Origin of the sequence: Flavobacterium sasangense DSM 21067 (assembly GCF_000686885.1) — a bacterium.
Taxonomy (GTDB): Bacteria; Bacteroidota; Bacteroidia; order Flavobacteriales; family Flavobacteriaceae; genus Flavobacterium; species Flavobacterium sasangense.
The window spans coordinates 23,460-41,642 of sequence record NZ_JMLU01000027.1 but is presented as its reverse complement, the minus strand read 5'-3'; the positions used below and the strand labels follow the sequence as shown (position 1 = coordinate 41,642).

Here is an 18,183-nt window from a genome sequence, read left to right as displayed (position 1 = left end):
TCTAATCCATTAATTCCTGCTGGACCTTGTGGACCCATTGGACCTGCTATTGAACTTCCTGAATTTAATGCATATAACGCATAAGGAACACTCATTAATTGAGAAACACCAACAACTGTATATGAATTACCACCTGTAGGATCTGTTTCAGTTTTAACAAAATATGGACCATTAGCCCAATTTATACCATTATATGTTCCTAGCGTTGGTGTTCCATTACCAATCTCTAAAGTAACTAATCCGTTTATGTTAGAGGTAGGATTTTGTGTCTCTACGTATACTTCCGTTCCAAATGCAGAACCCTGTAAAATACTAATTCTCATTCCAACAGCTTGGTTGGTAATCAAATTATTTGAAGAATTTCGAATTACCGCTTGGTAACTCATATTATTCTGACTTTGTGAAGATGCTGAAATGCATACAAATAACAGCAGTGCTAAATAGTATATTTTTCTCATAATTTATTAATTTAATTGGTTTGTCTTTTTATAATTTTAAAAGTTTTGATTTCTTTATTATTCTCTATTACTTTTAGCAAATAGATAGCATCAGGATATTTTCCCATTTGAATAATAGTTGAGTTCTCTGAAATCTTGTTATTCTCTACTAATCTTCCATTAATATCAAAGAGTTGGTATTGTATTGATTCAAAAGTAGATTCGTTTATTTTTAGGTAGATAATATCTGTAGTAGGATTTGGATACACTAGTAATTCTAAATTGACATTAAAATTATCCTGACCTAAAACGATTTGAATTTCAAATGGTTGCTCTACACCCGACGATAAATTAGCAGTAGCTCCATTAACTGTTTTGTAAAATAACTGTCCTATAGAATAACTTACATTGCCGTTACTTCCAGAGGAATTTCCTCCCGATGACACAACCGATTCTTGAGCATATATTTGCGTTATAGCCAAACACGCTCCAATGAGTAACAATTTCTTCATATTGATTTGTTTTTGAGGTTTTTAATTTTTTTAATTTGAGTTTCTTAAAGCTTGAAATGTGTAGGCAAAAAGTGTATTTAAACTCTTAAATATTATTTGTTAAAATTATCCAAAAACTATAGAGAAAGAGCAGATTAATAGGCCAACTTAATAGTTGTGTAGTCGACTAGTTTAAGTGGTATCCTTTAAAGAATAAGTGGATTAAAAAAGACGGTATAAGAATATAAAATCGAGAAAAAATCCAATTAAAAAAATGAAAAATGATAAAGATTCGGCTTAAAATCATTAATTCAAACAAAAAAACTTAAATTTTTATATGAATTAATAAAGCAATAAAAGAAATATAATTCCTAAAAACTATTTAAGTTTTAGTCTTAATTTAAGATGTCGTTACATTTTTCACACAACGCTAATTTAGCGTTATCAATAGTCTTTACACTTTCTACAGCATCAGTCATAACGCAAGTTTTATCAGGACAATGAGGTAATCCCAAATTATGTCCAAATTCATGAACGGCTACTTTTTTAAAACGAGTAAAATGGATTTTTGAATTGGGATGTTGAATACGAAAAGTAGAAACAATACAACTATTTCCCGGACAATACGCCAAACCCATAATTCCCCAATCGGCGTATTTGTAGGTTGGGGTTTTTATTTTTCCCCATTGGTCTTTTTTAGTGATCGAAATATCTTTGTAAGTCAATCCCAATATAAAATCTAATGAGTCTGCTTTATTCTTCTTTTGAAGATTAATCATTTTATCCGCTCGATATCTTGGCGATTTAACTTCTGTAAAAGCTTCTTTATACAATTCTTTTGAGGGAAGTATTACGGTCTTTATCTGATAGAAATCAGCAATTGTTTTAGCTATAGTATCCGTTTTATCTTCCGGAAATATGCCATAAGGTTGAATCCCAACGGTTAACTTTTGGGTTTCGTTGGATTGGCAACTAAAAAACAGAATCGCAAGAATAATTATAATCTTTTTCATACTTTTATGAAACGAGAAAATAACTGAAAAAGTATTTTTCAATTTAATAAAATGACTTTATGAAAAGTTCCGATATTCTTTTACAAACATTAAAACAGATTACCAATTTGGAAGCCCATGAAGAACAATTGTTTTTAGATGCTTTCAAACCTTATAAATTGAAAAAGAATGAACATTTTTTACAAGCTACCGAAGTGTGTACTAAACTAGGTTTTTTGAGTAAAGGATTAGTTCGATATTACGTTTTTAGAAATGATGAAGAAGCCACTTTAGAATTTACCAAAGAAGGCGAATTTGTTGCCGATTATGGAAGTTTTATTTCTAAAGAGCCCTCTATTCAAAACATTCAAGCTTTAGAGGATTGTGAGTTTTTAGTTATTGATTATGATAAGTTACAAGAACTTTATAAAGTTTCTAAAAATGCTAATTTATTAGGTAGAATAATCATTGAGCATCGATTTATTATTATGGTAAATCAATTGTTAACCGTTCACCGTTATAATCCAGAAGATCGTTACCGCTATTTTTTGGAACATTACAAGGATTTGACCCAACGAATTCCTCAATATTTAATTGCTTCCTATGTTGGTGTAAAACCACAATCGTTGAGTCGTATTCGAAAACGCATTTATTAACTTAGGTGCATCAATTGTAACTTTAGTCGATAGTAATTTTGGTTTAGAAATCAATTAAAGAATTACTATGACACTTACCATCATCTTTATCGTTTTTGGAGGTTGCTTTTTATTAGAGCGATTAATTCCAGGTTGGAAATTACCAGATGTTCCTACGTGGACAATTAGAGTTTTAGCAGTTAACTTTATTCAATTAGGCGTTGTGACATTAGCTGGTTATACATGGGAAATTTGGCTTTCTCAATATTCCTTGTTTCATCTTTCAAATCATGTAAACCCATTTTTGGGTGGACTTATCGCCTATTTTATTGCAACATTTATCTTTTATTGGTGGCATCGATGGAGACACAAAATCGACTTTTTATGGACGCATTTTCATCAAATTCATCATAGTCCACAACGATTAGAAGTTATTACTTCGTTTTATAAACATCCGTTAGAAATGACTGTGAATTCAATTATCGGAAGCCTTTTAGTTTTTACAACTTTAGGATTAGATGTTGAAGCGGGAGCTGTTTATACGCTTTTTACGGCTTTGGGTGAATTCTTTTATCATACCAATGTAAAAACACCGCAATGGGTTGGTTATATTTTCCAACGACCAGAAATGCACAGAATTCACCATGAATATGATAAGCACACAAATAATTATGGCGATATCGTTTGGTGGGATATGCTTTTCGGAACTTACGAAAATCCGAAAGAATTCAAATCTACTTGCGGATTTGATAATGAAAAAGAACAACGATTATTTGAAATGTTGCAATTTAAAGATGTTCATAAAGAATAGAAAAACAAAACCCTGAAATACTAAATTTCAGGGTTTTTAAATATAAATTGAAAATCAATTATTTTCTACTCATTAAAATTCTTAAAACATACCAGAACAATAACATAATCGAAGCAAACAATTGTAATGAAGCTCCCACGTATTGATCGGTACTGAATTGGTCTTTAATTTGACTAGTTTGGTATAAAATACTAGCAGAAGCTAACGCAACCATCCCAACAGAAAACCATAATCCTAAATTAAATCCGAAAATAGCTCCAACAACTATAACTCCTAAAGCTACAAAACCACCAATAGTGATTGCTGTTCTTAAAAATGAGAAATCAGTTTTTGTCATAAAAACTACTGCGGTTAATCCAGAGAACATAAACAACGTAATTAAAGCAGCTTGCATAATCATTTCGCTACCAGAATACAAAACTGCCATAGCAATCATGGGTAAGAAAATAATGGCTTCAAGTAAAACATATAAACCTAAGCCTAAATATTGTTTGTCTCTATCTGGATGAAAAACCAATCGGTCTGATAAGGTAGAACCCAACCAAAATAATCCTAAAATAAACAACCATACAAATTTTCCACCCATCATCATTAAAATCCATTCCATTGGAACAATTCGTAATAAAATTGATTCTACTAGCATAAAAGCTAAAATTGCGTAGGCAACATGACTATACGTCTTCTTAAAAAAGGTAGCTCTATCTGCATCAGTTGCATAAGAAACCACTACATTGTTTTCTGAGTTCATAAAATTTAGTTTAAAGTTTATCGAATTTACAATTTTCGTACGAATAAAAAAAATCCTACATTCACTTTATAACTTCAATTTTATCTAAATGTATCAAAATCAATTCAATTAAAATTTAAAAATGTTGCACAATGTAAAAGTATATCGGCATTCCAATAGTAATATTTACAGGAAACGTTATCGCTAATGCCATTGGCAAAAATAACCCCGGATTAGCTTTCGGAACTGTTATTTTCATTGCAGCAGGAACAGCAATATAAGATGCACTTGCCGCAAGTATAGAAAAGATAAATCGATTTGAAATATCGTCAGTAACAAAACCACTTAACCAAGCAAAAACACTACCGTTTACTAATGGAATCAGTAAAGCAAATGCAAATGGAAACCAGCCATGTTCAAAAAACGATTTTAATTTCTTTCCACTTGTAATTCCCATGTCTAATAAAAAGATTGCTAAAAATCCTTTGAATAAATCATTTGTAAAAGGTTGAATTCCTTGTGCCTGTTTTGCATTGGCTAAAAATCCGATAACTAAACTACCTAATATCAAAAGAACACTACCATTGGTGAAAGAATGCCCTAAAATTTCTAGTTTATTAATTTTTTGTGTTTTTTCTTTATTGAAAAGCGAAATTAAAACCAAACCAATAATTATCGCAGGCGATTCCATAAGCGCCATAATAGCAACCATATAGCCATGAAGTGACAATTGATGTGATTCTAAATACGAAACTGCAGTTACAAATGTTACCGCGCTAATGGAACCATAAGCAGCTGCAATAGCTCCCGCATCATATACATTCAATTTACGTTTTAAGATAAAGAAAGTATAAAGTGGAATTATTATAGCTATAGAAATTCCAAACAACATCGACCAAATAACTTCACTATTTATGGTTTCATGCGATAATTCTTGTCCGCCTTTAAATCCAATTGCAAAAAGTAAATACAGCGAAATAAATTTTGAAGAGTTATTGGGTATTTCTAAATCGCTTTTCAAATACACAGCAATAATTCCTAAAATAAAGTAAAGTAAAGCAGGGTTCGTCAGGTTTTCTAATAATAAATTTAAATCCATTTTTTAATTTTTAATTGTGGTGTTATTTTTTTGAAGCTCGTTCTAATCTATCATTCATTGAAACGCCTAAACCATATTCAGGCAAACGTTCGGCAATGATTACATCCAAATTCATTTTATCTAATTGATGCATCGCATGGTATAATTTCGAGGCTGCAAGTTTTAAATCGCTTTCCTCTGACAGAACGATTTGATTATTGATATTAAATTCTGGTAAAAAAGAATTAAAAAGTAATAATCCTACTTTCTTTTCTGAATACCATTCTAACTCTTGATGAACATTTCTTGTAAGTATAAAATCAGTTTTTGGAGAATAATGCTTAAGTAACATTCCGGGTGCAATTGGTTGCTTTTCTTTCTTGTTTAATAAGATAACACTTCCTGAAACTTTTTCGATTTCTTCCAAGGCTAATGCGCCCAAGCGATATACCACTACTCTATTATTGTCAAATCCAACAATCGTAGATTCGATTCCAGCCGAACATTCGCCTCCATCCAAAACCACATTGATTTGATTTCCAAAGTAATTTTCAACATGTTCAGCGCTTGTTGGACTTATACTAGTAAAAGGATTAGCACTTGGAGCGACCAAAGGAAAATCTAAATGTTTTAAAAGCTCTAAAGCCACAGGATGATTCGGAACACGAACCGCAACTGTATCTTGATTTGCTGTGACTAAATCTGGAATGTGAGGTTGCTTTTTTAAAATTAAAGTCAAGGGTCCAGGCCAAAAAGCATTTGCCAATTCATAAGCCATTGGCGGAATTTCTTGCGCAACCTGTTCCAAATCTTCAATTCCTTTAATGTGAACGATTAAGGGATTAAAAGTAGGACGCTTTTTTACGTCAAATATTTTATGAATGGCTTCGGTTTCAAAAGCATTTCCTGCCAATCCGTAAACGGTTTCGGTTGGAAAACCTATGATTCCATTTTCATTAAGATGCTGAACTGCTAAATTAATATCTGTACTTATCATTTCTTTTATGGGTTACAAAAATCGCAATACATTGGATCTTCAGTTTTCTTTCCATTCGGATACAAAACTTTAGATTCGTAATTACAATGTTGGCATTTATATATATGAGCCGATGTGGAGCGTGTTGGCATTGAACAACTGCTACATAACAAACCGGCTTCAGCTCCAACCACGCCAAAGCCGGGAAATAAACATTCGGGACAAACCGAATGTAATTTGTTGATTAACTTAAAACAAACTTCATTTATAACCTTCATTCGGGTTGGATTATACATAGCACGCATGTCCGTTTCTATGAAACACGAACTATTTGAAGCAATTATTTCATCAAATTTGGTTTCAACCGAATCATAATCGGTAATATTTTTATAAATTTTAGTCCAATTTTCAGCAGCATTTTTCAAAATAACACCATGCGAAGGAAATTGTACTTTGTCTAAAAAAGCTTTTAACTCATCTCGAGTATGAAGTTCCGAACTATCAAAATTGGTTTCCATACTTAAGACGCGTTCTACAATTTCGAGATTATGTTTTTTATCTACCAGCATGATTAATTCGTCATTAGCAGGTGCAAAAAACACAGTGGGATGATTCCCAAACGAACCTTCAGTGGCTACTGCAAAATCAAAACCTTCTGATTTCATACCTTTCCAACATTTTTTTCTGAGCGTTGTTAAAGCATCATCTTTTCGAGCAATTTCTCCTGAAAAAGTGCCTAAACTATCCGTATCAAAGTCTTTTGCTACAAAACAAGTTACGCCAAGAGCTTCTTCAAGTAAAGGAGCTAGGACTGCTTCCTTTTCATGTTTCGTAACAATGAGCAAACGACGGCCCGAAAAAAAATCAGGTTTAGTCTTCATACTCGATTTCTATGAACGATTTAATTTTCAGTTTTTTATTGTGAGCTTTCGCTTCTTCTAAAATTTCAGTAATACTACTTACACTTTCTTTTAATTGATTAATTCGATTTAATGCTTTTTCATCATCTTCTCCAAAACGAATCTGAGAGCTAAAATTTTGTACCTTATTGAAATTGATATTTTTGTTGCACATATCTAGTAAGATTTCGCGTGCTTCAATCGAGTTAAACTCGCCATTCATCAAATTAATTTTCTTCATGGTTTCCATACTTAGTTTCTGATAAATTGTTAATTAAACGTAATGTGGTTAATAAAACTAAAATCGATAATCCTGCAAATAGCTCTCTGTAAATAACATCAGTGGTCGTTATTATTTTAAGAACTAAATAAGTAATGAGCATTACACACAAAATCAGTGCGAATTGTAATATTTTCTTTTTCATTGCATTTTTTATTGACCTTGTCCCATGGAATACGCTTTCACTCCATTGAATTGATATAGATTTTCAGTTTTAATTACATCAATACCTAAATCAATTGCCTTACCCAGCAGTGTTACAATTACATTCTTTTCAAGCGGTTGATTCGACTGAAAACGGCATCTCCAATGATCGGTACAAAACGTTTCCGAAAAGCCATTAGGCCAAACTTTGACTCCTCGATTAGAAATCATGACTAAATCCATTTTTTCGGTAGTCAGGGCTTGAAGTTTTTCAGCTAAAATGTTAGCATCCAATCCACTCCAGTGTACAAATAAATCCACGCCTAATAATTCTTTTTGAGAAGCTTCTTTTCTTTTGTATTCTGGTAATTGAATAACTGAATTTTTAGGTGGCGTTACCGCTTTTAAAATACTTGGTACTTTATCGAAATTAGCAATTACAGCATCAGCAAATTCAGAAGTTCCTACCAATTGCTTACTCAATTTATCGTTATAAATATCTGCTGTATGAATTCCGTCTTCTAAGGTTTTTAACCAAGCATTTTGAATTTTAGTAGCTTCAGTGGTATAACCTAAGTGATATAACATTGCAATTGCTGCTTGTAATAATCCTGATGGATTGGCAATATTTTGTCCCGCAATATCTGGAGCCGAACCATGAATCGCTTCAAACATAGAACACTCATTTCCAATGTTTACCGAACCCGCTAATCCAACCGAACCTGCAATTTGTGCCGCGACATCCGATATGATATCACCGTATAAATTTGAAGTTACAATCACGTCAAATTTCTCTGGATGATCTGCTAAATAAGCCGTTCCGATGTCGACAATCATGTGATTCGCTTCTATGTTAGGATATTCCATAGCAATTTCCTTGAAAACTTGGTGGAATAAACCATCGGTTTGCTTCATGATGTTGTCTTTACTGAAACAAGTCACTTTTTTACGACCATAGTTTTGTGCATATTCAAAGGCATAACGAATGATTTTTTCGCAACCTGGACGACTTATCAATTTTAAGCATTGTACTACTTCATCTGTTTGTTGGTGTTCAATTCCAGCATACAAATCTTCTTCATTTTCACGAACAATTACCACATCTAGATTTGGAAAATTAGTAGCTACAAAAGGATGAAACGAGACACAAGGTCGAATGTTAGCAAACAATCCTAATGCTTTTCGCATCGTAACATTTAAACTTTTGTATCCTCCACCTTGAGGAGTTGTAATCGGTGCTTTTAGCAATACTTTGTTTTTTCGGATGACATCCCATGAAGCATCTGAAATTCCTGAAGTATTCCCACCCAAATACACTTTTTCTCCAATTTCAATTTCTTCAAAATCAATGGGAGCATTTGATTTTTTAATAATCTTTAGAACCGCTTCCATGATTTCTGGACCAATTCCGTCTCCTTTAGCAATCGTAACTTTTCTCATGTTTTGATTATTTTTATGCAAATCTCTGCACTTTAATTCATATATTTTTATTTATATTTGCTATACATTATATAAAATATTTTTATGAATTACACCTTAAACCAGTTACGTATATTCTTGAAAGTAGTACAAAATCAAAGTGTTACTAAGGCTTCCGAAGAGTTGCATTTGACCCAACCTGCGGTTTCTATTCAATTAAAAAATTTTCAAGATCAATTTGAAATTCCACTAACAGAAGTCGTGGGAAGAAAGATTTATGTAACCGATTTTGGTAAAGAAATAGCCGAAGCAGCCGAACAAATATTGCAACAAGTCAATACTATCGATTATAAAACGTTAGCTTATAAAGGACAGCTTTTTGGTAAAATAAAAATTTCGGTTGTGTCTACGGGAAAATATGTAATGCCTTACTTCTTAGCTGATTTTTTAAAAATGCATCCAGGAGTGGAATTAGAAATGGATGTAACCAATAAAAATAAAGTGGTAAAAAGTTTGCAAAATAATGAAGTAGATTTTGCTTTGGTTTCGATTCTTCCCGAAAAAATGAAAGTAGAAAAAATTGATTTGATGCAAAACAAGTTGTTTTTAGTTGGGAATATGGAAGAAGATTTTGCCAAGAAAAATAAAATTGAAGATATACTACAAAATCGTCCGTTATTGTTTAGAGAAAACGGTTCTGGAACACGCCAAACCATGGAACGTTTCATCGTGCAACAAGATTTTAAGATTAGTAAACGAATGGAATTAACCTCAAATGAAGCAGTTAAGCAAGCAATTTTAGCAGGTCTAGGATATTCAATTATGCCTTTAATTGGGATTCGTAAAGAAATACAAAACAAGGACTTACAAATCATTCCGTTAAAAGGATTACCTATTAAAACCGACTGGAGTTTGATTTGGGTAAAAGGTAAAAACCACAACCCAGCCGCCCTAGCCTATTTAGATTATTTAAAAAAAGAAAAAGAAGCAATTATTCATTCCAAGTTTAGTTGGTACGAGACGATGTAGCTTCTTTTTTTTAGTTATTTTCAATCCAATTGGCTCAACACCATTGCGATTTTTACAAACATGATAGCGACTTTTATCAAAGTCATTATCATATCGTTATTATTATCTTCTTTCATTTTTCTTAGTTTTTAAAAACCTCGAAAAATAAATTCCGAGGTTTTGATTATTTAACGAAAATGTCTTTCAATTGACTGATTACGTTACCACTTCCTGAAATGGTGATTTCACCAATTCGATCTGCGATTTTTTCTACGTATTCCATCTCTTTTAATTTCCACAACATTTCGTTTTCTTCCATTAATTTAGCGGTATTCAACATGCTACGCATCGCAGCTGTTTCTTCCCGTCTCATAATACTGTTGGCTTGTGCTTTTTTCTCCGCTACCAATACCTGATTCATGATTTCTTTCATATCACCAGGCAAAATAACATCTCTAATTCCAGCATCAGCAACACTTAAACCTAAGGCATTGATTTTATCCAACATGTTTTCCAAAATTTCTTTTGAAATTGTGTCTTTTTTGTTCAACAACTCATCTAATGTGTAGCTACCAACTAAAGCGCGTAAAGCCAATTGCATCAACACATACAACTGTTTGTCATATTCTTTGTTGTTTACCAAAGCTTTAACCGCGTCAATTACTTGGTAACGAACAAAGAAGTTAATACGCAAGGTTGCTTTATCTTTTGTCAATAATTCTTGACCTGCAATTTCCATTTGTTGCTGACGAATATCTACGTTTTTAACTTCAATTGGAATGGCGTTGTTCCAGAAATAGTAATTTCCAGCGGCCAATTCTTTTACAAAAGCACCATTTACAAACAACAAACCTTTCTCAAAGTTCAATACTTGATATTTTCTGGTGTAGGCACGCACTTTGATGTTTTCTAACAAAGCCACTGGAACCGCTTCTGTAATTTCAACTTTAGACAAATCAATTTTTGTAAATGTATTGTCTAAATAACCTTTCCAAAACGCATATCTACCAGTAGTTAATACCTCTTTAAACATGCCATTTACATAGTATAAAGCGATTTCGTTATCGGTAATTTCGATTACTTCTAAAAGAGAAGCTAACTTTTCATTTTGCAATAAAATCGTTAATTCTATTGGCGCTACAAACGATTGCTTCATTTCATATAAATAAACTTTTTTATTGCCTAAAATCCAATAAGAACCGGCTTCTAATACGTTAATTAATTTTCCTTTTTCAAATACCAAACCTACTTGGTATGCTTGAATTGTAATTCTGTTGATCATAATTTATATAGTTATCATTAAACATTCAATTAAAAAGAAAACCTTCAGTTCTTCGTCCAAAGTCCAAAACGGAAAAAAGTTAGTAATCAAAAGCATTCTAATGGGTTTCTATTCTATTTTAAAGTTAGCCGTAGCGAACAACAAGCAAATACAAAAGCAAAAGAACGGTTAGGAATACGAAGCCTTTTTCAGGTCTTTTCCTAAGTGTTTCTTTACGAACAAGTCGAGCCAAAACTGACCAAGTCCAAAGATTTTCTTATGGTACATTCTTTTAAAGAGCTATGCTACTCTGTCAAACAGATTTTGAGTCTGTAAGTGACGCCACTGTCAAACACATACCTAAAATGTGTGTAGGATTCGAACCTACGAGAATTAATCTATTGTTCTAACCAGACTGAACTAACATACCAGAAGCATGTACGGGAATCGAACCCGTGACCCATAGAGTGAGATGATTTTTTGGAAAACCACCAAAACCTCCAAGCCAAGTTGAACAGTACAACATCATCCGCAACTGCGAAACGAATACTGCAATAGTGCTATACCGAAACACCCAACAAGACTTGCTTGATATTTTATTTCTCAATCCTCCTAACGACTGTCATTTCGAGCGAAGTCGAGAAAGACAAGAAAGACGAGAATCTATTATTTTCAAATTCAAAGAACGATTTCTTTATTGCTGAACAAAGATTCAAAACCTACTACGCAATTATTCTGCGTAGTAAAAATAACTTGTGGAAGTAGTAGGATTCGAACCTACTCAGTCATAAGACAACGGTTTTACAGACCGCCCCAACTCTCCTACTTTGGCGTACTTCCATTTTGTCTGGGAAACAGGACTCGAACCTGTAACCTCCTGCATCCAAAGCAGGTAAACAACCAATCGTTATCTTCCCTGATGTAACTAATCAAAAGATCAGTTAATTGCGGCTTATACGGGGATCGAACCCGTTTCTCCCGAGAGACAGTCGGGAAGGTTAGCCAGTAACCCCAATAAGCCTTGTTCCTTTCTAAAGAACTCATGTGATTTTGGAAGGACTCGAACCTTCAACCCTTTGCTTCGTAGGCAAATACTCTTTCCAATTGAGCTACAAAATCAGTGGCGATTCTGGTAAGATTCGAACTTACAACCTTTGAGTTAACAGCTCACTGCTCTACCCTTGAGCTACAGAATCAATATTTTTGGACATAAAAAAAGCACCTCGTAAAAGGTGCTTCATATCATAACAATGGAATACTACTATTCCAAATGCCTACTAGTTTGCACCTGTTTATTCTTATATCCGAAATCAAATTTCGGAGCTACATTACGTGAAGGATTAAAACAATCTATCATTGTTGTAATATTTAGTTTTTGAATGTTATATCGTGTTCTCATTATTATTTGTTTTTTTAAATCAATTCTGATTTTTGAATTCTAAATTCTTACTTCTAATTTTCTGTGGCAAAGATAAAGTCAAAAAAAAGTAACTTCCAAATCTTTTTTAAAATTATTTTATTGACTTTCAGGTAGTTATGATTAAATTTAGGCATTACAAATCCTGTCCGTTTTCCAACAGATACTTCAGATTTTACAAATGACTGTCTCTCATTTGGTTACGCATTTACCCTTATTTTTTACTATTTCGTTTAATCATGAAACATTTTTTTACTTTTTTTTCTATTTCTGTCATGCTGAACTCGATTCAGCATCTAAAACTCTACTTTCAATCATTTTTTAAACAAAAAAAACGCCCTTTTTGCAAAGGACGTTTCGTATATTTTGGTGAAATTTTACTAAAAACAATAACTATTCTTCATAAAAACACATACAACGTCCATTATTCTCCATAGGAAAATCTATCGAAGAGCGATATAGATTTAGACTATTATGTTGCTTTTGTGTTTTCATTTCGAGGGCAAATGTAGGGATTTTTTTAAAAAACTACATTTTTATTTATTTTCTATCAATTTGACTCAGTACTGTTGGGTCTTGAATTTCATTGTCTTTTGCTAACATTAAAACTTTAGACATTACTTCTGCTGATTTAGGATCATCATCTGCAAATGGTAAAAATAATCTACCTCTATGCTGAGATTGGACTGGTAAAATTGATAAATACTTACCTGGAACTTGATGCACAATAGCACTACCTAAGTGAACGCTATATTTAGCAATTGTACCTTCTATTAATGCGTGATTTTCAATAATTTCAACATTTTTCACTTTGAATAATCGTAAAGTTTCTCGCAATAATACACTTCTCATTTCAATTGATGAATGACTTGCTTCTGGGTCTACTCCACCAACATGAGCCACACTTACAACTAAATCAATGTCTCGCATTACTTCAGAAAACAGCCTTGGGTTAACAGCTTCAAAAGGAATGTTTTTATAATCTTTTAAAGAGTGAAACTCAATTGTTTCGAGAGTTGGGCTTTCAACATCTGCCGGTGAAAACCAATCAGCCATAGCATATAATTTGACCTGATATCCTTCTTTATGAAATACTTTTTGAAGCCCTTCTTCATAATCAACTTTCCAACCTCTAGTTTTTAATAATGCTAAAGTTTGCTTTGGATGTACTTGATGACCAGCATATCGACGAGAAATTGATTTCTCCTTCAATTCGTCTGGTGTTGGAACATATAGTTCTCTAAAAATTTGTTTGAAAGGTTGTTTTAATTTGTTATCAAAACAATAGCTTTGAAAATCAGGCCATACATTATTCTTATGTAAATCATAACAATGAGCTATTCGGAAAGTTGTATCTTCATTAACTGCAAATACTTCTCCTCTGGCCGAAGTCAATTTTCCATCTATAAAAAATCCAAGCATTTCCTCATTAGAAATAAAAACCAATTTTTCTAAATGCTTTACAATTACTGGATGCTCTAATAAATTAATAATTTCAGAGTATGAAAATACATCACCACGTATCATTGCTTCTTCTAAACCTTTTTTAGAACGAGTCCACTGTTCGCGTAATACTTTTCTGTGTTTATTCAATTCTAAAACATCAGGATTCTTCTTAAATTTTGCCGGAATAGCTTTTAATTCTTTACCATCTTTCAAAGCCACTACATCAGCTTTTCCTTCTTTATCTATGGTAAGACCGATAGTTGTATCTTCAATGGTGAATTGTGTATCTTTTGACAAAATACTCTGAACTTGCTTGGTCTCCATAGCCCATGTTAATCTTACGGGATCAGGATAGCCAGCATTTCTTGCTAAATTTTCCAAAGCAACTACAACAGCTAAAGCTTCACTTGTTTGCTTCATAGAACCAAACTCTTTACTTTCTTTCTTGAACTGTTGTAAATATTCATATCTATTTAAAACATCTTTTTCAGGATTTGTTTTACTTAACGGAACTAAACCATATACTCGCAAATAATCCTGATCTCTTTTTTCTTTTACTTTAGCAGTAACTTCTCTAATTTTTAAATCACCCGTTAAAGCATCCGCATATAATCTTGCTCTTCTATGACCATTTCCTTCTGAAACATATTTTGCTGCGTCATATAAAAGTTCCCATTTAACTTTACCAAGCTTTTTATAGGCTGACATAAACCAATCTTTATCAACCGCTCCATCTTTAAAATCTTGAATATCAACAGCTGAGTATTTTGCGATTTCACTCTCTAATTCAGAATTTACTTCACTATAACTTGGAGTCTTAGTATGTGCGTGCAGCCACCAAATTCCTTCATCTAATCCTTTCCAATCTAAATACTGACTAATAAATTTCTGCCATTGTGGAGCATAGATTGCAGCTTGTATTAAACGCTCTTCTGTAAATTTTTTATCTTTTATTGCAACTTCAAAATCTGCATAAGTTTCTGTATCTTTAGGAAAACAGGATTTAATCAAAGAACTAAACAATCTGTATTTTGATAAATCTTCGTTACTCCAATAATAGATATATCCTTTATGTAAATTATTTTTACCTAATCCTTGCAACAAATCAACAAAACGGTTAATACCATAAATTCTTTGAAAACTTGTTACAAATTGAGTCACAGCAGTACTGGAATCACCTCGTTTTAATTCAATATCTAAACATACATCACGAACATGATCTATCATGGGCTGTAAAAACTCATATTTTTTTAACAAATCTTCTGTATTACAATTCGTATAATGAACACGTCTATTTTTCTTGTCAGTTATTAATCTTAGATTTTCTGTGTTTACAATAGCCTCATAAATTTCACTTTGTGTGATTAAATTTTGCTCATAGGCTTCGCAATATAAATGCAAAGGTGGCATACTATATTTCTCATTCTCTTTTAACCCCGAAAATTGTCTCCAACGATACAACTGCCACATTTTTGCTTTCTCGGCTGTAGTAAGTGCATCATAATCATTGATAGCTTTTAAGTACACATCAAAATCGCCTTCTGATTGCCAACCATTTCCTTCACGATTATAATAGTAATCTCCTTTTTTAGGAACAAATTTATAGTTTAGTATCGATTTAGGTAAATTCGAATACAAATAGGAACAAGCATCAATAATAAAAGCGTTTTCTTCTTCAAATGGAAATTTAAAACGTAAACACTCTAATATATTGACGATAGGATTGTTCCAATAATAACCATCTTTGTTAGGGTTTACAATAAAATCTTTATAGTAGAACACAAAAGGCTTAAGAACAGCTCTAAATTCCTTTTTATCACATTCAGTAGTAAAAGTTAAAAGAAATAAATCGCTACCTGTTAATCCAGAAGTTTCCATCCATTCCTGCCATACATCGTGTAGAGGATAATTTTTAAATCGCTGTTCTGCCGTCATAGCATCAGTTTTACGATTAAATGGAGAAAAGTCGTTACCTAAAAGAACAGTTTCTTTGCTTCCATTCCAATTTTCAGTAACATACTCATAATTTACATTTGATTTATATAACTGAGTTAATCGTTCAATCTCCTTTTTAATTTTAGAAAGTGGTTGAGAAAAGCCATAAGATTCGTTTTTAGTGAGTTGTAAATAAATGGAATTGGCTTCAAGTTTAGGTAATGAATAGGGAGAAATACAAGTAGGATCATAAAAACCATAACCGTTTGCTTCAGACAGTTGTTCTTTAGCACTCGAAGGCGAAATTTGATCTAAAAACTTACTTTCTTTCTCAGATAATTTTGGACGTTCTGCATATAAGGTAACCCATGATTTAATTTTTGAAGTTAACTTATTATTTTTTTGAAACTGTAATATGATATCTAAAGCTGATAAACGTTGTTCTAAATCTCCATTTTCAATTAAACTATAAATAAAATCTTCTATTACAGATTCTTTTTGTTGCAATAAAATTGAAATGAGATGCTTCTTTAGAGTAGAATTCTTCCTTTTAAATAATTGTTGAAAAAAATCTAATTCGACAGAACTTAAAGCTACTTTTTTCAAAGTACAAAGTGCAGAAGCTACAATGGCTTCTCCTCTATCTTTTAAAATGCGAAGTGCAAAATCTCGTTGTTCTGTTGTTGGTAATTTTTGAGCTTTATTTTCATTTATATAGTAGTAGGAATAACAATAAAAATCACCTAAAACTTCTCTTGTTAGTTTTTCTCTAATAGGTAAAGACAAGTTTTCAAAATCTTTCAAAATAAGATTGAAGTGTGTTTTATTAGATCCCATTAAATGGATAGCACAAGAATACAAAACATCTTTTTGAAACTTAACTGTTAACCAAGAAAATACTTTTCCTTCAAAAGTTTTTTCTTTTTCATTTATTTTTTGGGTTAATTCGTATACTTTATTGAAAAAGTTGGGATAATCTAAATTATCAATAAAAAATTTAGATTTTGAATTAGCATCTAATAAGGCTTCCATTCTATGTTGAGCAAATGCTAAAACTTGAAGATTATCAGCTTCTAAAGCTTTATAATACAATGGCATTTCGATATAAGGATCATTTGTTTCACCAGCAAACTTTAGCGCCAAACATTTCTTTTCTATAGATCCGTTTTCCATTAAATCTTTTAAATACGGAACTGTTTTTTCAATATCTAAAACACCTTGTGCCCAAAGTGCCATATAAACTTCAGTATTGTTTTTACTCTGTATAGCAATGGCTATTGTTTCTGGATTTGTTAAATAACCATTAGCCAATTGGATAATATTACGTACTGTGGTTTCTTTTTCTGATTCCCAACCTAAACCTGTCCAAGTATCAATTGCACGAACAACAGATGAAAATCGAGTAAGTTTATTAGTAACCAAAACATCAATCATATGAGTTAAAGCACCAATACTAGTTTCATCTAAAGATTCTAAAATGGTTTGGCGTAATCCTTCTTGACGTTGAGCAGCAAGGAGTAACTTTTCTACTAATTCCCAACATTCTTTTTTGTCACTGTTCAACAAGGCTTTGATAATTCCTCTTGATACCTTACCAACAGCATCTTTATTAAAAATAATGTCCTCCATTAATTGGTAAACTTGGGAATTACCAGCATCCAAAGCAGCAGACCATATTTTAAATTGGTTGGTATTATTGGTTACATCATTATCATAACGTACTTGTTCTAAAAGCGTTAAATTGTAATAAGTAGATTCTGCATAATTATAAATATGTGGCGCTTCAATTAATGAACGAAGTAAATTTACCTGACTTACCAAAAGCTCTCGATGATTATTTGGCGCTCTAAAGGATCTCCTATCATAACCTGTTTGGTACATTTGATAAGGTAATTTACTCCAAGCAAGTTTAACATATGGAGCTTGCTCAGCACCATAAAAATAAACCAAAAGCTCATAATAGTTTTTATTGTCCCAAACATTTTGACTTAAATGTTTACTAAAAAAATTCAGCTTTTCAGAACCCAAGTAAACATAAGTTCCTGAATAACTATGATCTAATTTTAATAGCGCCAAACCTAATTCTGCTACCTCTTTTTTGAGCTTAGATTTAGAAAATAACTTCGTTAGTATATTTCCTTCAACAATTTCTTTTAATTCCTTCTTAAATTCCTTTACAGGATTTTTAATTTTTTTTGCGGCTAAAATGTTTTCCAATGACATAATA

The 18,183-nt window shown here is 32.2% G+C and carries 13 protein-coding genes, 4 tRNA genes and 1 pseudogene; 3 read left to right on the top strand and 15 right to left on the bottom strand.

Translation table 11 applies throughout. The annotated features are described in order from the left end of the window. The 3 genes and pseudogenes from BP92_RS16215 to BP92_RS16210 all read right to left on the bottom strand — a co-directional run. Positions 1 to 458 (bottom strand): annotated as a pseudogene (locus BP92_RS16215) (hypothetical protein); the annotation flags it as partial. An 11-nt stretch (positions 459 to 469) separates the two neighbouring features. Beyond that, positions 470 to 949, bottom strand: coding sequence for a T9SS type A sorting domain-containing protein (locus tag BP92_RS0111480; protein ID WP_026726190.1), 480 nt, complete (start codon positions 947 to 949; stop codon positions 470 to 472). Positions 950 to 1,323: 374 nt separating this feature from the next. Then, positions 1,324 to 1,941, bottom strand: a complete 618-nt coding sequence (locus BP92_RS16210) for a matrixin family metalloprotease (protein WP_051604463.1) — start codon at positions 1,939 to 1,941, stop codon at positions 1,324 to 1,326. A 59-nt stretch (positions 1,942 to 2,000) separates the two neighbouring features. Between BP92_RS16210 and BP92_RS0111470 the strand changes: the two genes are divergently transcribed. Both BP92_RS0111470 and BP92_RS0111465 read left to right on the top strand, forming a co-directional pair. Further along, positions 2,001 to 2,576: a Crp/Fnr family transcriptional regulator gene (locus tag BP92_RS0111470; RefSeq protein WP_026726189.1), complete on the top strand. Its 576-nt coding sequence runs from the start codon at positions 2,001 to 2,003 to the stop codon at positions 2,574 to 2,576. A gap of 67 nt (positions 2,577 to 2,643) precedes the next feature. Beyond that, entirely contained in the window at positions 2,644 to 3,366 is a 723-nt protein-coding gene (locus BP92_RS0111465; RefSeq protein WP_035693363.1) for a sterol desaturase family protein, read from the top strand. Positions 3,367 to 3,424: 58 nt separating this feature from the next. On the opposite strand, the gene BP92_RS0111460 is transcribed toward BP92_RS0111465, so the two are convergent. The 6 genes from BP92_RS0111460 to BP92_RS0111435 form a co-directional block, all read right to left on the bottom strand. Further along, positions 3,425 to 4,114, bottom strand: coding sequence for a Bax inhibitor-1/YccA family protein (locus BP92_RS0111460; protein WP_026726187.1), 690 nt, complete (start codon positions 4,112 to 4,114; stop codon positions 3,425 to 3,427). A gap of 115 nt (positions 4,115 to 4,229) precedes the next feature. Then, complete coding sequence (locus BP92_RS0111455) at positions 4,230 to 5,192, bottom strand: sodium-dependent bicarbonate transport family permease (protein ID WP_026726186.1); 963 nt, start codon at positions 5,190 to 5,192, stop codon at positions 4,230 to 4,232. Positions 5,193 to 5,214: 22 nt separating this feature from the next. Further along, entirely contained in the window at positions 5,215 to 6,168 is a 954-nt protein-coding gene (locus BP92_RS0111450) for an L-threonylcarbamoyladenylate synthase (protein WP_026726185.1), read from the bottom strand. Positions 6,169 to 6,173: 5 nt separating this feature from the next. Then, positions 6,174 to 7,028: a DUF6671 family protein gene (locus BP92_RS0111445; protein ID WP_026726184.1), complete on the bottom strand. Its 855-nt coding sequence runs from the start codon at positions 7,026 to 7,028 to the stop codon at positions 6,174 to 6,176. Then, positions 7,018 to 7,287 (bottom strand): hypothetical protein, encoded by a 270-nt coding sequence (locus BP92_RS0111440; RefSeq protein WP_051604462.1) that lies wholly within the window; start codon positions 7,285 to 7,287, stop codon positions 7,018 to 7,020. The genes BP92_RS0111445 and BP92_RS0111440 overlap by 11 nt, the downstream gene beginning before the upstream one ends. A 192-nt stretch (positions 7,288 to 7,479) precedes the next feature. Next, the gene (locus tag BP92_RS0111435) at positions 7,480 to 8,910 is read right to left on the bottom strand and encodes an NADP-dependent isocitrate dehydrogenase (protein WP_026726182.1); all 1,431 of its coding nucleotides are present in this window, start codon (positions 8,908 to 8,910) and stop codon (positions 7,480 to 7,482) included. 84 nt (positions 8,911 to 8,994) lie between these two features. Here BP92_RS0111435 and BP92_RS0111430 point away from each other — a divergent pair, with 84 nt between their 5' ends. Next, positions 8,995 to 9,918, top strand: a complete 924-nt coding sequence (locus BP92_RS0111430; RefSeq protein ID WP_026726181.1) for a LysR family transcriptional regulator — start codon at positions 8,995 to 8,997, stop codon at positions 9,916 to 9,918. Between the two features lie 163 nt (positions 9,919 to 10,081). On the opposite strand, the gene BP92_RS0111420 is transcribed toward BP92_RS0111430, so the two are convergent. The 6 genes from BP92_RS0111420 to BP92_RS0111395 form a co-directional block, all read right to left on the bottom strand. Then, positions 10,082 to 11,179 (bottom strand): slipin family protein, encoded by a 1,098-nt coding sequence (locus BP92_RS0111420; RefSeq protein WP_026726180.1) that lies wholly within the window; start codon positions 11,177 to 11,179, stop codon positions 10,082 to 10,084. A gap of 342 nt (positions 11,180 to 11,521) precedes the next feature. Beyond that, positions 11,522 to 11,588: transfer RNA gene (locus BP92_RS17055), tRNA-OTHER, on the bottom strand. Between the two features lie 418 nt (positions 11,589 to 12,006). Beyond that, positions 12,007 to 12,075: transfer RNA gene (locus tag BP92_RS0111410), tRNA-Ser, on the bottom strand. A gap of 128 nt (positions 12,076 to 12,203) precedes the next feature. Beyond that, a tRNA-Arg gene (locus tag BP92_RS0111405) sits at positions 12,204 to 12,277 on the bottom strand. Positions 12,278 to 12,279: 2 nt separating this feature from the next. Next, a tRNA-Asn gene (locus BP92_RS0111400) sits at positions 12,280 to 12,354 on the bottom strand. A gap of 761 nt (positions 12,355 to 13,115) precedes the next feature. Next, complete coding sequence (locus tag BP92_RS0111395) at positions 13,116 to 18,173, bottom strand: DUF5724 domain-containing protein (protein ID WP_211252198.1); 5,058 nt, start codon at positions 18,171 to 18,173, stop codon at positions 13,116 to 13,118. Between the last annotated feature and the right edge of the window lie 10 nt (positions 18,174 to 18,183).

Excerpts from the sequence above, each read along its gene's own strand:
- BP92_RS0111480 (WP_026726190.1), bottom strand. The coding sequence starts at position 949 with ATGAAGAAATTGTTACTCATTGGAGCGTGTTTGGCTATAACGCAAATA.
- BP92_RS16210 (WP_051604463.1), bottom strand. The coding sequence starts at position 1,941 with ATGAAAAAGATTATAATTATTCTTGCGATTCTGTTTTTTAGTTGCCAA.
- BP92_RS0111470 (WP_026726189.1), top strand. The coding sequence starts at position 2,001 with ATGAAAAGTTCCGATATTCTTTTACAAACATTAAAACAGATTACCAAT.
- BP92_RS0111465 (WP_035693363.1), top strand. The coding sequence starts at position 2,644 with ATGACACTTACCATCATCTTTATCGTTTTTGGAGGTTGCTTTTTATTA.
- BP92_RS0111460 (WP_026726187.1), bottom strand. The coding sequence starts at position 4,114 with ATGAACTCAGAAAACAATGTAGTGGTTTCTTATGCAACTGATGCAGAT.
- BP92_RS0111455 (WP_026726186.1), bottom strand. The coding sequence starts at position 5,192 with ATGGATTTAAATTTATTATTAGAAAACCTGACGAACCCTGCTTTACTT.
- BP92_RS0111450 (WP_026726185.1), bottom strand. The coding sequence starts at position 6,168 with ATGATAAGTACAGATATTAATTTAGCAGTTCAGCATCTTAATGAAAAT.
- BP92_RS0111445 (WP_026726184.1), bottom strand. The coding sequence starts at position 7,028 with ATGAAGACTAAACCTGATTTTTTTTCGGGCCGTCGTTTGCTCATTGTT.
- BP92_RS0111440 (WP_051604462.1), bottom strand. The coding sequence starts at position 7,287 with ATGAAGAAAATTAATTTGATGAATGGCGAGTTTAACTCGATTGAAGCA.
- BP92_RS0111435 (WP_026726182.1), bottom strand. The coding sequence starts at position 8,910 with ATGAGAAAAGTTACGATTGCTAAAGGAGACGGAATTGGTCCAGAAATC.
- BP92_RS0111430 (WP_026726181.1), top strand. The coding sequence starts at position 8,995 with ATGAATTACACCTTAAACCAGTTACGTATATTCTTGAAAGTAGTACAA.
- BP92_RS0111420 (WP_026726180.1), bottom strand. The coding sequence starts at position 11,179 with ATGATCAACAGAATTACAATTCAAGCATACCAAGTAGGTTTGGTATTT.